11 protein-coding genes and 1 riboswitch are annotated in these 16,614 nt (G+C 48.9%); of the genes, 4 read left to right on the forward strand and 7 right to left on the reverse strand.

Annotation, left to right across the window (positions count from 1 at the left end):
* Nucleotides 1–138: 138 nt before the first annotated feature.
* The 3 genes from ychF to ACFSUC_RS10775 form a co-directional block, all read right to left on the reverse strand.
* A complete protein-coding gene (ychF, locus tag ACFSUC_RS10765; RefSeq protein ID WP_379929588.1) occupies nt 139–1,239 on the reverse strand; it encodes a redox-regulated ATPase YchF in 1,101 nt (366 codons plus the stop codon).
* A gap of 296 nt (nt 1,240–1,535) precedes the next feature.
* Nucleotides 1,536–2,246 (reverse strand): PilZ domain-containing protein, encoded by a 711-nt coding sequence (locus tag ACFSUC_RS10770; protein ID WP_379929589.1) that lies wholly within the window; start codon nt 2,244–2,246, stop codon nt 1,536–1,538.
* A 266-nt stretch (nt 2,247–2,512) separates the two neighbouring features.
* Nucleotides 2,513–2,599, reverse strand: a riboswitch (cyclic di-GMP riboswitch).
* 318 nt (nt 2,600–2,917) lie between these two features.
* Nucleotides 2,918–3,586, reverse strand: a complete 669-nt coding sequence (locus ACFSUC_RS10775) for a glucosaminidase domain-containing protein (protein WP_379929590.1) — start codon at nt 3,584–3,586, stop codon at nt 2,918–2,920.
* A 257-nt stretch (nt 3,587–3,843) separates the two neighbouring features.
* Between ACFSUC_RS10775 and tadA the strand changes: the two genes are divergently transcribed.
* A complete protein-coding gene (gene tadA, locus ACFSUC_RS10780) occupies nt 3,844–4,338 on the forward strand; it encodes a tRNA adenosine(34) deaminase TadA (RefSeq protein ID WP_379929591.1) in 495 nt (164 codons plus the stop codon).
* 73 nt (nt 4,339–4,411) lie between these two features.
* Nucleotides 4,412–4,585 (forward strand): hypothetical protein, encoded by a 174-nt coding sequence (locus ACFSUC_RS10785; protein ID WP_379929593.1) that lies wholly within the window; start codon nt 4,412–4,414, stop codon nt 4,583–4,585.
* A gap of 32 nt (nt 4,586–4,617) precedes the next feature.
* On the opposite strand, the gene ACFSUC_RS10790 is transcribed toward ACFSUC_RS10785, so the two are convergent.
* Complete coding sequence (locus tag ACFSUC_RS10790) at nt 4,618–5,496, reverse strand: EamA family transporter (RefSeq protein WP_379929594.1); 879 nt, start codon at nt 5,494–5,496, stop codon at nt 4,618–4,620.
* A 74-nt stretch (nt 5,497–5,570) separates the two neighbouring features.
* On the opposite strand from ACFSUC_RS10790, the gene ACFSUC_RS10795 reads away from it, so the two are divergent.
* Nucleotides 5,571–7,397: an ABC transporter ATP-binding protein gene (locus ACFSUC_RS10795; RefSeq protein WP_379929595.1), complete on the forward strand. Its 1,827-nt coding sequence runs from the start codon at nt 5,571–5,573 to the stop codon at nt 7,395–7,397.
* Between the two features lie 18 nt (nt 7,398–7,415).
* Nucleotides 7,416–8,789 (forward strand): O-antigen ligase family protein, encoded by a 1,374-nt coding sequence (locus ACFSUC_RS10800; protein ID WP_379929596.1) that lies wholly within the window; start codon nt 7,416–7,418, stop codon nt 8,787–8,789.
* A 56-nt stretch (nt 8,790–8,845) separates the two neighbouring features.
* On the opposite strand, the gene ACFSUC_RS10805 is transcribed toward ACFSUC_RS10800, so the two are convergent.
* From ACFSUC_RS10805 to ACFSUC_RS10815, 3 genes are all read right to left on the reverse strand, one after another.
* Nucleotides 8,846–10,606 (reverse strand): ABC transporter ATP-binding protein, encoded by a 1,761-nt coding sequence (locus ACFSUC_RS10805; protein WP_379929597.1) that lies wholly within the window; start codon nt 10,604–10,606, stop codon nt 8,846–8,848.
* 28 nt (nt 10,607–10,634) lie between these two features.
* Nucleotides 10,635–12,377, reverse strand: coding sequence for an ABC transporter ATP-binding protein (locus ACFSUC_RS10810; RefSeq protein ID WP_379929598.1), 1,743 nt, complete (start codon nt 12,375–12,377; stop codon nt 10,635–10,637).
* A gap of 200 nt (nt 12,378–12,577) precedes the next feature.
* Nucleotides 12,578–16,408 carry an S-layer homology domain-containing protein gene (locus ACFSUC_RS10815; RefSeq protein ID WP_379929599.1) on the reverse strand — a complete coding sequence of 1,277 codons (3,831 nt, stop codon included), beginning with the start codon at nt 16,406–16,408 and terminating at the stop codon, nt 12,578–12,580.
* Nucleotides 16,409–16,614 lie beyond the last annotated feature (206 nt).

Consider the following 16,614-nt stretch of genomic DNA (forward strand, 5'->3'; position numbering starts at 1 on the left):
TTCTCTTGTTTCAAGCGTTGAAAACGCCTGTGAACTTAGAATCTCAAGCGATGAAATCGCCTACACGCACTTTACATCTCTATGCGATGAGAATCCCTATGTGATGGGCACTGAGAACGTCTGCTGGCTGAGAACGTGCTACACATTGAAGCGGAAGTGCATAACGTCGCCATCTTGCACGACATACTCTTTTCCTTCCAGTCTCAGTTGTCCCTTGTCTCTGGCTGCGGACATGGAACCACTCGCTGTCAAAGCGTCATAACTGACGACTTCGGCACGAATAAATCCGCGTTCGAAATCGGTATGGATCACCGCTGCCGCCTGCGGGGCTTTCGTTCCCTGACGAATCGTCCATGCCCGTACTTCCTGCACGCCTGCCGTGAAATAGGTCTGCAAGCCGAGCAGTGTATAGGCAGCACGAATCAAGCGGTCCAGACCGGACTCTTCAAGACCCAGCTCTTCCAGGAACATTTCCCGATCTTCCCCTTCGAGTTCGGCAATTTCCGATTCTACCTTGGCACTGACCGCGACCACTTCGGCTTGCTCGCCTGCCGCAAATTCGCGCACTTTCTGAACATGCGGATTGTCCTCCGCAGAGCCTACTTCATCCTCGCTCACATTGGCGGCATACAGTACCGGCTTCATCGTCAGCAAATGGAGATCGCGAATAATCAGATGCTCCTCTTCGGTTAGCTCCATGCTCCGGGCAGGCTTGTCATTGTACAGCACTTCCTTGATCTTCTCCAGGCATTCCACTTCCTGAGCATATTGCTTGTTGCCGCCCTTCATGTTCTTGCGGGATCGATCTATCCGTTTTTCCACCGATTCCACATCTGCGAGAATCAGCTCCAGATTAATCGTCTCGATATCTGAAATCGGGTCTACCCCGCCGGATACATGGGTAATGTTCTCGTCTTCAAAGCATCTGACCACATGTACAATGGCATCCACTTCCCGAATATGCGCCAGGAATTTGTTGCCCAATCCCTCTCCCTTGCTCGCGCCTTTCACCAGTCCGGCAATGTCTACGAATTCAAATGCAGTCGGAACGATCCGGTTCGGATTTACGATCTCTGCCAGCTTCTCCAGACGATCATCCGGTACTTCTACGACCCCTACATTCGGATCAATCGTACAAAACGGATAGTTGGCCGATTCTGCACCTGCCTGTGTGATCGCATTAAACAAGGTGGATTTTCCTACATTGGGTAAGCCTACGATTCCTGCTTTCAAAGCCATTTATATGTCCACTCCTTCTTCATTCCCTCTTCTATCTATGAGGATCTCTTAAGATCCGTTCCAGTGATGCCAGTGTTTTACGTCATTTTACTGCTTCCTGTTGTTTCAGGTGGTTCATTCATGCCAGTGCATTGTACGCTTGCTGGGCTTGTGAGTATAACCTTACTTATTATATAGCAGTCATACGCGTTGTACAACGAAAAAACCTAGAACATGCGCGATCGCACAATCTGTGCCTAAATCGCAGATATCCTAGGTATGCCCTGTCCGCAATGGATGAATCCGTCTGCCTGTCCTCAATTCGCAAGCCGGGAGCGGAACTCCTGTTTTCTTGAAACGGCCCGATATTGAATTTGCTTGGTCAATATATACGCGCGCAGTGCATTGATGCGTGCTTGCGGAAAATGAACCATTTTCGCTCCGTAATAAATGCCCCCTTCGGTTTCTTCATGTCTCACTACTTCCACATCGCAGGCTGTTGCATGTCCGATATGCAGTTGAAGTTCCACTCTGGTTTCATACAATGTAAGGGACGGTTGTCCGGTCGCCAGGAATCCGACACCGCCAATGCTGATGTTCTGAATATGGATCTGGATCGGACTTGCAATGTTGAGGTCTTTTTGAGGGTGGAACACTTTCGTGATGTGCCCCTTCTCCTCGATGTCCACACGGGGATGCTCCCGTTTGTTCAGAAATTTCTTCTGATTTTCAGGTGGATTGAGCACGATGACGACACCATTGTCGATGGCAACCACACTGCTATGCACCGTATGTATGCCGCCAAGTGAATAGATGGACAATTTAACGACATCGCCTAGCTTGAACTTGCGGTAATCACTGAGCTCAATCTCAATAATATCTCCTTCTGCATAGGTCAGGATGCCGGTAGTCAAATAGTCCCTGGTTTCCACTACCGTTCTGGAATCAAGCAAAATTCCGGCTGTTCCATGTTCATACTCTGTACTCATGGCATGCTCCTTGTTTTTCAAAAATGCAAACGTATCCATTAGCAGCACCTCTTCATCGATAGAGTTGTCAGGCAGCGAAGACATCAATGAGCGTCATGCAGCACGTCTGGGAGAGTCGGGTAAGCAGCAGTGATTCAAGTTTGGTTTATGTAAAGGCTGTATCCGGCTGGTGAGCGGCCCCAAGAGGTAAAGAAAAAGCTAACCTCGAAACCATACTTGTTTCGAAATTAGCCTTGTTACCATGTAACTGAGCCTGTCTGTATACGGGGATGCGAGACAAGCTGCATGCTGTGCTTCTCAGCTTATGTGGTAACCCGGCCGTCAGTAGTTGATGCAACCTTAGACCCGTGGCTTTGCGTCCCTATTTTTCAATAGGTTTGCCCTTATTCGGATACCATAGGCACAACGATGTGTATCCTGTGCCTTTTCTAGTAAAATAGTATCACTTCTTCATTATAGGAGACAATTCGACATCTGGCAACCATTTTTTTCTACCTGTCTGCCTCTTTTTGAGAGAATTCTCACAGTCCTCATCAGACTTCGTATGGCATTCTCACAGTCCCCCATAATCTTCTTTAGAGCATTCTCACAGTCCCTTTAATCTTCGTTAGAACATTTTCGCAATCCCCGTCCATCTTCGTAAAAGCATTGTCACGATCCCAGTTCATTATTAGAGATGCCAAAGCCTCATTGACTGCTATGACCTCCCATCATGACCGCGACTTCGGCTCGCGAAGCTGTTCCTTGAGCCGTCTCAGCACCACACCAAATTCCGCCCACGTCACCGCAGTATCGGGATCATGGGCCTGTGTAATGAGGCCTTGCTCATCCAGCCAGTTCATCGCCGATTCCTTCCACGTCAACGGATCACCCGGCAGATCACCATCCAGCATATCTTGCCAAATACGGATAATATCTTCCCCGTATCCCACGCCGGGAACCGCCCATTTGCCACCAAGTTCATTCCAGTACAGCGCCGTACCGCGAAGATTGGATTTCTCCAGCAGTATAAACCGGGGATCAACCAACTTTCTGCCCTCTGGAAGCGGAGCAGTAGTCGCATACCCGTACAAATGCTGAATCTGTGCCTCAATCCCTTCCTGCGGGGATGCAAAAGATGCACCTCGTGCACTGCTGCTTACGGCCCCGAGACCGGCATAATTGTGCTGCTGCGGCAGAACCGATCCCCCGAATCGCCAGCTTCCGGTTTCCTTGATGGATTGCGCAAAGGCGACATCTCCCCTCACCCCATACCACGCTCCTATGCGAAGATAGTCCTCCGCCAATGTAGGCGCAAGGCTGTTCCTTTTCTTCACGTAGGCATTCATCTGGTCCGCTGTCGCTCGGGATGCACCGAGAATCGACACCCTCGATCCCATAGACTCTTCACCTCTCCTTCCCACACTGTGTCTACTCCCTATCCTATATGCATCGCACCTTGAAAATAGGCCTGACAGCTCATCCTTATCCTACTTTCCGGCATTGCAGTTTCAGCCAACTTTCTATACAATGAATGCCATCCAAAAGAAAGTTATCCCCTTAACATCTGTGGATAATGTGGATAAAAGGCGTGTTATCCACAGATTTATCCACACCATGTTAACAACGAATACACGTTCGATGGATAACAACCGAAATGGAGGGCCGAAATGTGGATATCCAGTGGATGAAGGCCGCTATCGAGGAAGCCAAAAAAGCAGAGGCACTCGGCGAGGTACCGATTGGGGCTGTTATCGTCAAGAATGGGGAAATTGTGGGAAGAGGTTATAACCTGCGCGAATCCAACCGACGACCGACGGCTCATGCAGAATTACTAGCCATCGAGCAAGCAAGCAGGCAGCTTGACGCATGGCGATTGCTGGATTGTACCCTGTATGTCACCCTTGAGCCATGTCCGATGTGTGCCGGAGCGATCGTGCAGGCCCGTATTCCACGCGTCGTATACGGAACGCCAGATCCCAAGGCCGGCTGCGCGGGTACATTGATGAATCTGCTTCAGGATGACCGATTCAATCATCAGACAGAACTTCACACAGGGGTGTTGCAGGAAGAATGCGCAGCGCTTCTTACCGACTTTTTCCGCAAGCTGCGCGCCAAGAAAACCCTGAACAAACAACAAACCCCTTTATAAACCGTTCTCGAAGCATAAAGCCTTTTCTTTGACACATCCTATGTCTGAGGTTGAACAAAGGAGGGATGACGCGATGACAGAACCGGTACAGCCTGATAAAAATTTGCAGAATGTTGTGGATGATCTGGACCACACACCTGTAAACAGTCATCAGGCCCAGCAGTTGAGACAGGATCATATGGACCGTCGCAAGCAGTCGATGCAGAAGAGACAAGGATACAAGGAAAACGAGCACCAGTATCAATAATCCATAGGAAAACAAAAGGCTCCGATCCCTCGTCAGGATTGGAGCCTTGCGTTTTTCCATGCTGCCCACTGCGGCCATACCATCGCGCCCAGAATGAATCCTACCCCGAGCCACTGCCAGAGACTGACGGCTTCTTTCAGCACAAGCGCAGACATGAACACCGCGGTTGGCAATTCGGCTGCGCCCAGGATGGAAGCCAGCGTACCTCCGGTATGCTTGACACCAATTGCAAAAAACAATGTCGGGACGACCATGCCGAACAAGCCGAGCAGAGCGCCCCACAGGGACAGACTGCTTGCCAGCGAGCCATCCAGCATGAAACCTGGACCATTCACGATCAGAATGAGCAAGAGAGCGCCCCAAACCGTCACCGCAGAGTTGGCCACGGCGGACATGGAAGTCTGTACTCTTCCGGAATACAGAATAAATAGGCTGTAAGAGATGGCACCCAGCAACCCGAGAACGATGCCTTCCCACGTAAAGTCGGCGTTTCCTTCCAGTACCCCTGCGCCGAGCAACGTTCCCATCCACAAGATGACGAGCGAAAGGAACGTAGTCTTGTCTGGTCTGCGTTTTGACAGGATGGAATCGAGCAGGACGCCGATCCAGGTAAACTGAAAAAGCAGCAGGATGGCGAGCGAAGCTGGAATATACAGCAAACTGCCATAGTAAAACAGACTGGTCAGCGCAATGGTGGTGCCGAGCAATCCGAGCCTTGCCCATTCCTTCCAGTGGAAAGAAACCCGGCTGAACAAAAGGGACATCACCCCCATCATAAGCGCACCATAGAGCATTTGACTGCCGACGACCTGCTGAACGGTAAAGCCATCATCATAAGCCAGCTTTACAAAAGTGGATAAAATGCCATAGCTGCAGGCACCTAAAAATACAAAGACAATATATTTCCACATTGCATTCCTCCACCCCTTCCTGTCATTTGGTATAATATACAAAATGCCATTTACATACCGGAGGCTCAATCCAAATGAAAACATCCCGTTCTTCCTCTTGGAAGCAGATCGTCACCCTGATTCGCTATACCGATTTCCCGAAATGGATTTTTATTTTCGCCGTCCTTCTCAGTGTCGTGCAAACCTTGGCTGGTTTAGTTGTCCCCTGGTTTACGAAGGATTTCGTCGATCAACTGACGGGACAGGCTGTAAGCCGGGAAGTTATTTATTTCCTGATTGGGGCCTTCATGCTGCAAGCTGTGTCCGTCGGATTCTCCCACTATGCACTTGCCTATGTCGGGCAACGCATTGTCGCAAGCCTTCGAATCAAGATGTGGACGAAAGTGTTGGCGCTCCCCATTTCCTATTTTGATCAAAACCGTTCCGGAGAGCCGGTCAGCCGCATTACGAACGATACCAACATTTTAATGAATCTCATTACACAGCATCTGGTATCCTTCTTCACCAATATCATTTCCATTGTGGGGGCGGTGCTGATTCTCTTCATGCTGGACTGGCGAATGACGCTCATTATTGTGACGGTTACCCCTCTGACGTTATTGATTATACAGCCTCTGGGCAGACAAATGTATCGCATATCCAAAAAAACGCAAAAAGAGCTGGCTTCCTTCACCTCCGACCTTAATGAAGTGGTATCGGAAATTCGTCTCGTGAAAGCAAGCAGCGCGGAACCGAAGGAAACCGAGGCGGGAACTGCCCGCATTGAATCCCTGTTCCGATTCGGGCGCAAAGAAGCGATTGTACAAGCGATTTTGGCCCCATTTATGACGGTCATGCTCATGGCTGTGCTCGTCATTATTATCGGATATGGCGGTTATCGGGTAGCTTCAGGCGCCCTCAGCGCAGGAGACCTGGTCGCCTTCATCCTGTATATGTTTCAGATTATTATTCCGTTCAGCCAGTTCGCCACCTTCTTCACCCATCTGCAGAAGGTGATGGGTGCGTCTGAGCGATTGATGGAAATGATGGAGCTTGATGAAGAGCCGAAGGAGGCACGCAGCCCATTGAGCCATCGAGCCGATCAGCCGATCTTGTTTGAACAGGTGTCCTTCTCGTACGATTCAGGGCAGGATCATCCGTCTGTGGAGACGGGGGAGAAGCCCAAGGCCGAAGCTACCTTGCAATCTCTCCAGTTGACCTTTCCGCCCAATCGGGTAACGGCCATTGTCGGACCGAGCGGCAGCGGGAAAACGACACTGTTTGCCCTGCTCGAACGCTTCTATACACCCGATGAGGGCGTCATCCGCTATGGACCACATTCCATTCATGACCTTCCACTTGCACAGTGGCGGGGACTGATCGGGTATGTCTCTCAGGAAAGTCCGCTGATGGCCGGGACGATCGCCGAGAACATCGCCTACGGACTACAGGAAGAAATGGAGCGAGAGGCGATTGAACGGGCTGCCACCATGGCTTATGCCCATGACTTTATTCAAAAACTGCCGCAAGGCTACGATACCGAAGTCGGAGAACGGGGCATGAAGCTATCGGGAGGCCAGCGCCAGCGCATTGCAATTGCCAGAGCCATACTGCGTGATCCGCAGGTGCTATTGCTGGACGAAGCCACCTCCAGCCTGGACAGCACCTCCGAGCAGGAAGTGCAGAAGGCCCTGCAAACCCTGATGAAGGATCGCACCACCCTTGTCATTGCCCACCGTCTGTCTACTGTCGTGGATGCCGATCAAATCATTGTGCTTGAATACGGCAGAATGACCGGTGCAGGCACGCATCAGGAGCTGTACGACAGCCATGCCCTGTATCGTGAGCTGGCTGACAAGCAGTTCAAGGCCAGTTCCGATTCGGCACTGCTCGCCCAATCTGTCAACCGCACAAGCCCATAGAAAGGAGGAGAGCGCATCTTGTACCGATGGATCGTTTTGTTTGTGCTGCTGTACCCTCTGATGATCTACCGGTATGATGATCCCCTCTTCTACTTTACCTATCACATTACCGGATACGATGAGATCAAGTCTCAATATTTATGGGAGTTTGCCGCCCTTTTATGTGTGGTCAGCTCCATCCGCATCCTGATGCGCAAGCCGCTCCAGCCTGTAGATCACTCGCGCGTGATTTGGGTATTGAGCGGCGGTTTTGTGCTATTCGTACTGCTGTCCAGCCTGTTTTCTGTGGACCCCACCCTCTCCCTTGCTGGAAAGTCGGGTCGCTATGAAGGGCTGTATACGTGGGCCAGCTACCTCTGCTTGCTTGTCTTTTCCTATTATTTCATTGCGGTTCGCCATATGAACGTCATCTTGCATGCCATCACATGGGGCTCTGTTCCTGTATGCGTGTATGCCTTGCTCGAGCACTGGCACCTCATTCCGCTGCGCAATGCCAACGCCGTGTATCAGAGTCGAAGCTCCGCCTTTTTCTCCAACCCCAATTTCCTTGGTACCTACCTGATGATCGTGTTCCTGATTGCCCTGTATCTGCTGCTGAAGGCTCGAAAAAGAAGTGTTATGACCTTGTTATACGTCCTTATCATCATGCAGTTTGTTTCGATGCTGTACACCTATACGCGCAGTGCCTGGATCGCGGCATGCATCGGCTTCCTTGCCCTCAGTTTCTCCGTTTGGAAGAGAAGATCACACATCCGCAGGTGGACTGCGCTCAGTGTCCTGCTTCTCATTGCCTTGCTGGCTGTGCAAATCTGGGACCCTTATCCCGTTCTGGGTCGTGCGCTATCGATCGCCGGGGAGGCCGGGGAACTGCTCAGCGAAAATGCCGGATTTGCGGGCAGTTCCAGGGGCTATATCTGGCAGGAAACATGGCCGCTCATCCCAAACTATGCGTGGCTTGGCTCAGGTCCGGACACCTTTCATCTCGTCTTCCCTGATGATCCGGTTGCGAAGGAACGTTATCTGGGCAATGCCAGCATTGTCGTGGACAAGGCCCATCATGAGTGGCTGCACATGATCGTGACACTGGGCATTCCAGCCTGGCTCATCCATATGCTGCTCATCTTTGTTCCCATTTTCCTGATCTTGCGCACGCGGAAGGAAAGCGCAGCGTCCCCTTCCTACCCGCTAGCCTTGATCCTCGTCCTCGTTATTTTGGCATACCAGCTGCAAGCACAGATGAACATCAGCGTCGTGACGGTGTCCCCGTTTACCTACATTTTGCTGGGCATGCTGTGGCGGATAGCGCTGCAGCAATACCCCTCGCCCCATATGTTCTGCCTTTGGCAGGGGAAAAGACGGGAGCCGGACACCACCGCGGCTGCCTCGTCATAAGTTCTACATAACGGAGAAAGGAGGGAAAGAAGGGAACAGAGACAGACAGGCGGGTGTTATGAAATACTTTGCCCTTCCCCGGTTTGCAGGTGATACATTCGATAATATCGGCCTTTTTGCTGCATGAGGGTGGCATGGTCTCCCCGTTCCACAATCTCCCCACGGTGTAGCACCAGAATCTGGTCGGCCTCACGAATGGTAGACAAGCGGTGAGCAATAACGAATGTGGTTCTGCCTTCGCTTACAACCTTGAGTGCATTCTGGATCAATCCCTCTGTTTCGCTGTCTATGCTGGCCGTCGCTTCGTCCAGAATGAGAATGGCAGGATCAAAAGCTAGAGCTCTGGCGAAGGAAATCAGCTGTCTCTGCCCGGCGGAGAATGTGCTCCCTCGCTCTACCACCGGCTCTTCATATTGCTTAGGCAGATTCAGGACAAACGGCTCTGCCCCCACCTCCCGAATCGCCGACTTCACCCGTTCATCGCCAATGGATGACTGATGCAGACGAACATTAAACATCATATCTCCGGTAAACAGGAACGGGTCCTGCAGCACGATACCCATATGTTTGCGGATGGCTTGTTTGGACATCTCGGTCGTATCCATGCCATCGATGCTGATGGTGCCCCGGGTCGGCTCATAAAAGCCGAGCAGCAGGTTCATGATAGAGCTCTTGCCTGAACCGGTATGACCGACAAGAGCAATCGTTTCGCCTTTGTTCGCTTCAAAGGAAATGTCCTTCAGCACTTCTTCCCCTTCATTGTAGGCGAAGGAGACATGATCAAATTTCACCTTTCCTTCTGGACGAGGCACAGCCTTCACTTCTTGCGCATCCGTTACTTCGGTTCCCGGGACATCCAGAATGTGAAACACTCTGCCGGCTGACACATAAGCCCGCTGGGCATTGGTCAGTTGATCGAAAATCCCGATAATCGGATGGAAAATACGCCCCAGATAATCGATAAAGGCATAGAGTACACCGATTTCAATGACCCCTTGCAGCGATTGACTCCCAAAATACCATAGCACCATCGCAGTGAACAAAGCACCCAATGTACCTACCGCATTGCGTGAGGATAAACCATATACGCGAAACTGTTTCTTCTGGTTGGCGTAGCGATCCTGGTTCAATGTTTCAAACTCATCGAGGGTTCGCTGCTCTCTCTGAAAGGCCTGGATGATCGGCATGACCGCAATAGATTCGCGTATCATGGCATTCATGTCACTCAATCTCGCCCGCATAATCGAAATATACGTCTTCGAGAAACGGAGATGAATATACATGATGCCCGCAAATACAGGAAGCAGCAGCAGGCAAATTGCTGCAAGCTTCGTATCCAGTATAAAGAGAGCCACGAAGATACCGATCAGTTGAACGGTACTGACGACAAAGGTCGCCATGAAGCTGATAAACAAATCCCGGATGGCTTCAGTATCATTGGCAATGCGAGAGACGACCTGACCGATCGGGGTATTGTCAAAATAGCGGATCGGAATGCGCTGAATATGCTTCATCACGTCCATCCGCATATTTTTAATAATACGCAGCGCAGTCGATTGCAGCGTATAGGACTGAATAAAGTGAAGCAGACTGGCGGCGACCAGCAGTCCCACATAGAGGAGCAAGAGCTTCAGTATGGGACCATAGGAAATGGTCTCGGCCGTCAAGTGGTTGTCAATAATCGTTTTGGCAATAAACGGCCCTCCGAGCTCAGCCGCAACTGCACAGCAAAGGATAAGCAAGGCCGCAGCGATTCGAAACTTGAACGTCCATGCGTATCGCAGCAGTCTTCGGACAATTGAATGTGATTCCTCCATGTTCTATCCTCCTCCTGCCTGTCATCTCCTACTCCTGCAGGCTGGCCTCCATTTGTTGAATGTCCCACTGCTGCTTGTACCAGCCATTGTGGAAAAGCAGCTCTTCGTGGGTCCCTTCTTCGATCACACGACCTTGATCCAGAACCAGAATCCAGTCTGCATGGCTGACAGATGACAACCGGTGTGCGGCGATCAGGGTCGTTTTCCCTACTCGCTCTCTTCGAATATGCTCTAGTATGTGGCTCTCCGTTTTGGCGTCTACGGCTGACAAGCAATCGTCCAGAATCAGAATGTCTGCATGCATGAGCAGGGCTCTGGCAATAGATACCCGCTGCTTCTGACCTCCAGAGAGCATCACGCCGTGTTCGCCTACGAGCGTATTCAGTCCCTTGGGCATTTGGGAGATATCTTTTGCCAGCGAGGCCATTTCAATGACCCGATTGACCTGTTCGTCGGTGGCATGGGGCTTGCCGAGACAAATATTTTCGCGAATGGTCTTGGACAATAACAGATGCTCCTGCGGAACATAGGACATCCAGCTCTTCACGATCTCCATCTCAATCCGTTCAGCTGCTACCTCCGAAATGAAGAGGGAATCCTCATCCAGCCGATATTGCCGCAGAAACTGCTTGAGCAGGGTCGTCTTCCCGCTCCCCGTCTTGCCTACTATGCCGAGCGTCTGACCTTTCTCCAGTCTGAAAGAAACGTCGGTCAGACTATCCCTCTGCGCACCTGGATAGCGGAAGGACAAGTGCTTCATTTCAATTGAAGTTGGCTCCTTTACATCTACTGGATGCGCATCATCCTGCACATCGGCCTCTTGCATGAACGCCTCATCAATCCGTGCCGCAGAGGCCGTCCCCCGTTGCAGGACGTTAATAAATTCTCCGAACGAGATCATCGGCCATATCAGCATGCCGAGATACAGATTAAAGGAGATCAGTTCGCCCAGACTAATGACCTCTTCCATAACCAGATAAGCACCGTAACCGATCCCGATCGTGAAGCTTAGCCCTACAATGAGGGATATAATCGGCTGGAACAGGGAATGGATGAGCGCCACCCGCTGATTCTGATGAATCACATCATCGGTCACCCGGTCGAACGCGTTCACATCCTCGTCCTCCTGGACATAGGAACGGATCACACGTATGCCGGAGATCGATTCCAGCGCCTGGTCATTCATACGTCCGAATGAGTCCTGCGCCTTGGTGAACCGATCTCTGATCTGTCTGCCCAGCACCGTGATGACCAGTACAAGCAAAGGCATCGGGATCAGGGCAGCCACCATCAGCTTCCAACTGATCAAGGAAATCATGGAGATCATGACGACAGACGCGCCCACGACGGTATTCACCAATGTCATGACCCCATAACCTGCCGTCTGCCCCACAGCCAGTACATCATTGCTGGCCAAGGCCATCAATTGACCCGTGCTGTTGCGCTGATAGAATCCCGGTGTCATCCGGCTCATATGAGCCAGCAAGCGTCCGCGAACCAGTTTCTCCAACAGTGCCGAGTTGCCAAACAAGGTCGTAATCCACGTAAAGACCATGATATACAGCAGCAAGGCCAGTCCGATCAGAATCAGAACCTTCTCTCGCAGCTCAGACTGGGTCAGGCTGTCGGAGCGGATCAGATCCACCGTATCGCCGATCAGCTTGGGTGGGATCACGGTCAGCATACTGACGGAGGCGATCAGGGTGATCGCAATCGTATAGCGCAGCCACTGCTGCTTGAAAAACCATTTCAGACGAGCAACAAAGGACATGGTGCACCTCTTCTCTCTACCCGGTATACATTCATTTCTTTTGCGATACAACTCAAGTATTCAATATGTAAAAGTATGCCATGAACGATGCCAAACAACAAGCCAAAGAAAAATCCCACCGAGCACAGCATATGCCGACTGGGTGGGATTTTATTCTGCCTGACCGAGCAAGCTGGTCAGGGAAAGATCACATGTATGATCTAGTTTAAGTTTTTAGGGAAATATTTCAGTTGATCCTGCATAATTCTGACCGCTACCGAAGCGGCTTCCGCACGAGTCAGATTAGCGAGCGGCGCAAAGCTGTAAGTCTCGGAAGTGACGCCGTTTGCATTGGTGCTGCGGTTCAAACGACCGGTCATAATCTCTTCATCGAATACCGCCATGACAGCGGGTCTGGCGTAGAAGGAAACCGTGGACGCATCCGCAAACTCCTTCTTCAGTCCGGATAGCAACTTGTCATCATTCGTTTCCAGCTTGAGCTCGAGCGCCTTGGAGATCATCAGTGAAGCCTGTTCACGCGTCAGCGGCTGGTTGGCCCCAAATACGCGGCTCTGGATGCCCTGAACAATCCCGGCTCTGGCAGCTGTCTCAATGTACTTGTACTCCCACAGGTTGCCGAATCGGCTACCTGGCTGTACGTCCAGGAACGTGGAGCGATCATCATAATTCAGCTCCAGCTGCAGGGCTCGTACGAGCAGCTGTGCAAACTCTCCGCGGGTGATATTGTCATCGGGACCAAACTCATCAAATCGTGCCGCATTCATAAAGCCCTTGGAGTACATGGCTTCCAGTACCCGACTGGCCCATGGATGGTTATCAATATCACTATACGCGTAACGAAGTCTGGCTACGACATAGTATCCGAATTCATCGAATGGTACAGTGATCTCATGTTTCTTGGTATCGATAATACCACCCATGTTTACCCAGTTGCCTGAACTATCAAAGTAGAACACGCCAACTGTCGTTCCTGCACTATCTCGAACAATATCGTCATACTTAATGGTCAATTCTCCCCGCTTGGTCGGTACGAGATGACGGGTAGGATCTGTATACGTATACGTCATCTGAAGGTCGGTCTGATGCGGGTTTACCCCATCCATCTTCGCTTCATATCCGGATGCCCCTGGCGTACCTTTCTCCCCAAGTCCTCCACTGATCCAATAAACCGGACTAATAAAGGTAAAATGCTCATTAAAGGCTTTGAAACGCTCGGATACGAAGTACCATGGTGTTTTACTTACGCCCTCGTCCGTAACCGTCTCTACAACGCCGTTCTGTGGATTAGCCAGACCAAACAAGATTCTCTGATCTTCATACAGACGTGTGTATGAACCACTCGGACTCTTTTCCTTCAGTAGTGCTCCTTTTGGAAAGCTCAGTTGCAAGTTGCTGTCAAACACTTTATGTTTGGACTTCATTTCTTCTTTGAATTGAGCGCCCGAAACATTGGTCAATGCATAATACACACTGATTTCGCCTTCAATTTCATTTTCTCCACGGATGACGGTAAAATCAATTGCGTTGTCCTTATTCGGCTTTAAATCCAAGTATTCCAGCTCGAAACAATCATCACATACGGATGAATCCAGCTTCTTGGCTGTTTCTTTTCCGATTAAAACTTGATCGGCTCCTTCTGCCTGAATCTTCACCTTCACAAAGTTTTTACTTACAATAATCTTGTTATTAGTGGTAGGTACCGGTGACAGTACGCTGAAAGGTACCAACTCCCGTACAACCTCCAGGCGCTGACTTGCCTGTGAACCTGTTTGATTCGTAATCTTCATGTAAAAAACTTGTGATCCTGCGGTTTCAAACACAATATCTCGAATTCTAAATCTTAAAATCTTTCCAGTGGTGTCGTAATCCACATCAATGGTCTTGTTGCTCAGGCCAGCCTGAGATACAGTCTCTGTCTGGGTCGGGAAACAATTCTCCCAGTCTGTACACGTCGGATAATCATCAATATCAAAATCAATGAGTGTCTCTCCGCTGTATTGAAGCAATACTTTTTCAAATCGAGCGGCCTCAATGACAAGATCATACTTTTTCGCTGTCATATAATACACATCATTCAGGAAAGTCATGCCTGTCATATCCTTGTACATGCGATCTCGATCTGAGGCACTAGATAGCACAGGACGAGCTCCCGAAGAAGGAGGAAGAACAGGTTTGAACTGGTTAACGGCTGGCAGGTTGTCGTCCGTGACCAAAATTCGAATTTCTTTTACACTTGTTACACCATTGGATACAAGCTCCAGTCGAATGACATTTTCGCCATATTCAAACGTTCCATTCGGCACTACAATAGAGAATTCTTCTCCCGCATTCGAGTAATTTGTGAAAGCATTGGCAATCGGTTTTGAATTTATCCATAATTTTGCATCCGTGCTTTTGTCGAAGCTTGAATCCACACTTCTTACAATCAGCTTTAAATTACTTGGAAGATCAGCATATTTCATAATCATTCCGTCAAAAAGATTTGTAAATATAGCCCTGGCGCCTGCTACATAAATGACATCTGCTAAATAATCATATACATCTGGCGTAGCAACCATATTCATAACGAGTGTGTGACTGCCCGTAGGAATATTGGATATTTTATAAATTGCTTTGTCTCGATTGACTGCATCTACGCTAATTCCTTCTACTACAAGCGTATTGTTAGGATCAAAAGGAGACAAGTAAACTTCTAAATCAAAAGCATTGGCTGGATTCGTGAAGTCATGACCTGCTGGATAATCCTGATTCAAATCTACTTCAATATAAATACTGGAAGCATTGATTTCCGCACTATCCAGAGCAATTTTTTCAGTAGGTTGCGTATCATATTGAGGAATATAAAGCACATTCTCAATAATGTTTTGTGTATTATCCGCAAATGTAAATGTGAATGTATCTATTCCACTTGTTCCCCTATATTGTGTTTCAATGCGAACGGAATGGGTGCGATTGATACTACTTGTTGCTGGGATGTCCACTTCAATATCAACTTTGTATGAATAATATTCAATACTGTTTGAAGCACCCGATCGTATAGGGATTGGATTTAGTGTGTCTATTGTAATGCTATCAATATGACTTGAATCACCATCTACTGTAGATAAGGTAATATGATCTGAGGCATTAAAATCATTCGTGCTTTTAGCAGGAACCATCATTCTTCCGCTAAATTTACCTTTAACCTTATGGTTGATATCTCCAAAAGGTACAGCAAATGTTACATTGTGTCCAATAACTAACTGTGATTCATTAGAATGCTCATCTACATCTCCATCACCATCGTAGTCAAAATACATCGATCCCTCATACATCAAATTGAGTCCATCATAATAATAAACGGTTCTGACAATCTCAAACTCAGAATTCGACCCTACTATTTTCAGTTTAATCGTATTTTTTCCTGGTTTTAATGTAATAACAGGAGAGAAAAAGGTCCCATCATTTATTGGTTGAACCGAATAGGTTCCGTTGATGATAACTTCTGTAGCATTGGGAGCTTTACCTTCCAAATAAGCATCAGGTGATCGAACAACTGTGCCTACACCTGCGTTTAGGGCCGCGGCATCATCCACTGCCGTACGAATCTTTAAATCAGTTAGATAAGGAGAACTGTCATACAAGATATAAAAGTCATCACTCACGGTAGAACTTCCTTGTGATCCTGACAAGGTGATCCTATTGAGACCCTCAAAAAGCGTAATTCCTTTCACTTGAAACTGGCTGCCAGAGGCTGCTTGCAGGTCGCGCGTATAGGTTTGCCCAGCCACCACCTCATATGTACCCGAGCCCTTCTCATAGATTTGTTCCACTGTTACCTTCATGCTGTCACTTCGAACGCTTGTAAAAGTTCCCTGCAAGTCAATGGTGGACGAACTGTGAATGTGTGGATTTGCAGTAGTGGAATTGTTAATACCGCTATTTGAAAAATTAAAATAAGTGGCATTTGCCTGAACTCCAGGCTGAATAGGTATTGCCGTTAATATCAACAACGCCGCCAGTAACAACATTGAAGTTTTTTTCCATTTCACAATGATGATGCCTCCCCCATACTTGTTCAAAATTAGATGTACTCTATGTATCGGAATTCAATTGGTAAAAGTTAATTGCATTTCTTCATGATTGATCATGAAAAAGTTACCAATTGAGTTGACCATTCCAATACTTCTTATACGCAGAATATGCCAAAATGTTTTAACAAGAAAAAAGTAATAGTAGAATAGAGGAATAAAAAGTG

Origin of the sequence: Marinicrinis sediminis (genome assembly GCF_042685085.1) — a bacterium.
GTDB lineage: Bacteria > Bacillota > Bacilli > Paenibacillales > KCTC-33676 > Marinicrinis > Marinicrinis sediminis.

Bases quoted from the DNA above. Each gene is read 5' to 3' on its own strand.
- ACFSUC_RS10770 (WP_379929589.1), bottom strand. From the start codon at position 2,246: ATGGATACGTTTGCATTTTTGAAAAACAAGGAGCATGCCATGAGTACA.
- ACFSUC_RS10785 (WP_379929593.1), top strand. From the start codon at position 4,412: ATGACAGAACCGGTACAGCCTGATAAAAATTTGCAGAATGTTGTGGAT.
- tadA (WP_379929591.1), top strand. From the start codon at position 3,844: ATGGAGGGCCGAAATGTGGATATCCAGTGGATGAAGGCCGCTATCGAG.
- ACFSUC_RS10805 (WP_379929597.1), bottom strand. From the start codon at position 10,606: ATGGAGGAATCACATTCAATTGTCCGAAGACTGCTGCGATACGCATGG.
- ACFSUC_RS10795 (WP_379929595.1), top strand. From the start codon at position 5,571: ATGAAAACATCCCGTTCTTCCTCTTGGAAGCAGATCGTCACCCTGATT.
- ACFSUC_RS10775 (WP_379929590.1), bottom strand. From the start codon at position 3,586: ATGGGATCGAGGGTGTCGATTCTCGGTGCATCCCGAGCGACAGCGGAC.
- ACFSUC_RS10790 (WP_379929594.1), bottom strand. From the start codon at position 5,496: ATGTGGAAATATATTGTCTTTGTATTTTTAGGTGCCTGCAGCTATGGC.
- ACFSUC_RS10810 (WP_379929598.1), bottom strand. From the start codon at position 12,377: ATGTCCTTTGTTGCTCGTCTGAAATGGTTTTTCAAGCAGCAGTGGCTG.
- ychF (WP_379929588.1), bottom strand. From the start codon at position 1,239: ATGGCTTTGAAAGCAGGAATCGTAGGCTTACCCAATGTAGGAAAATCC.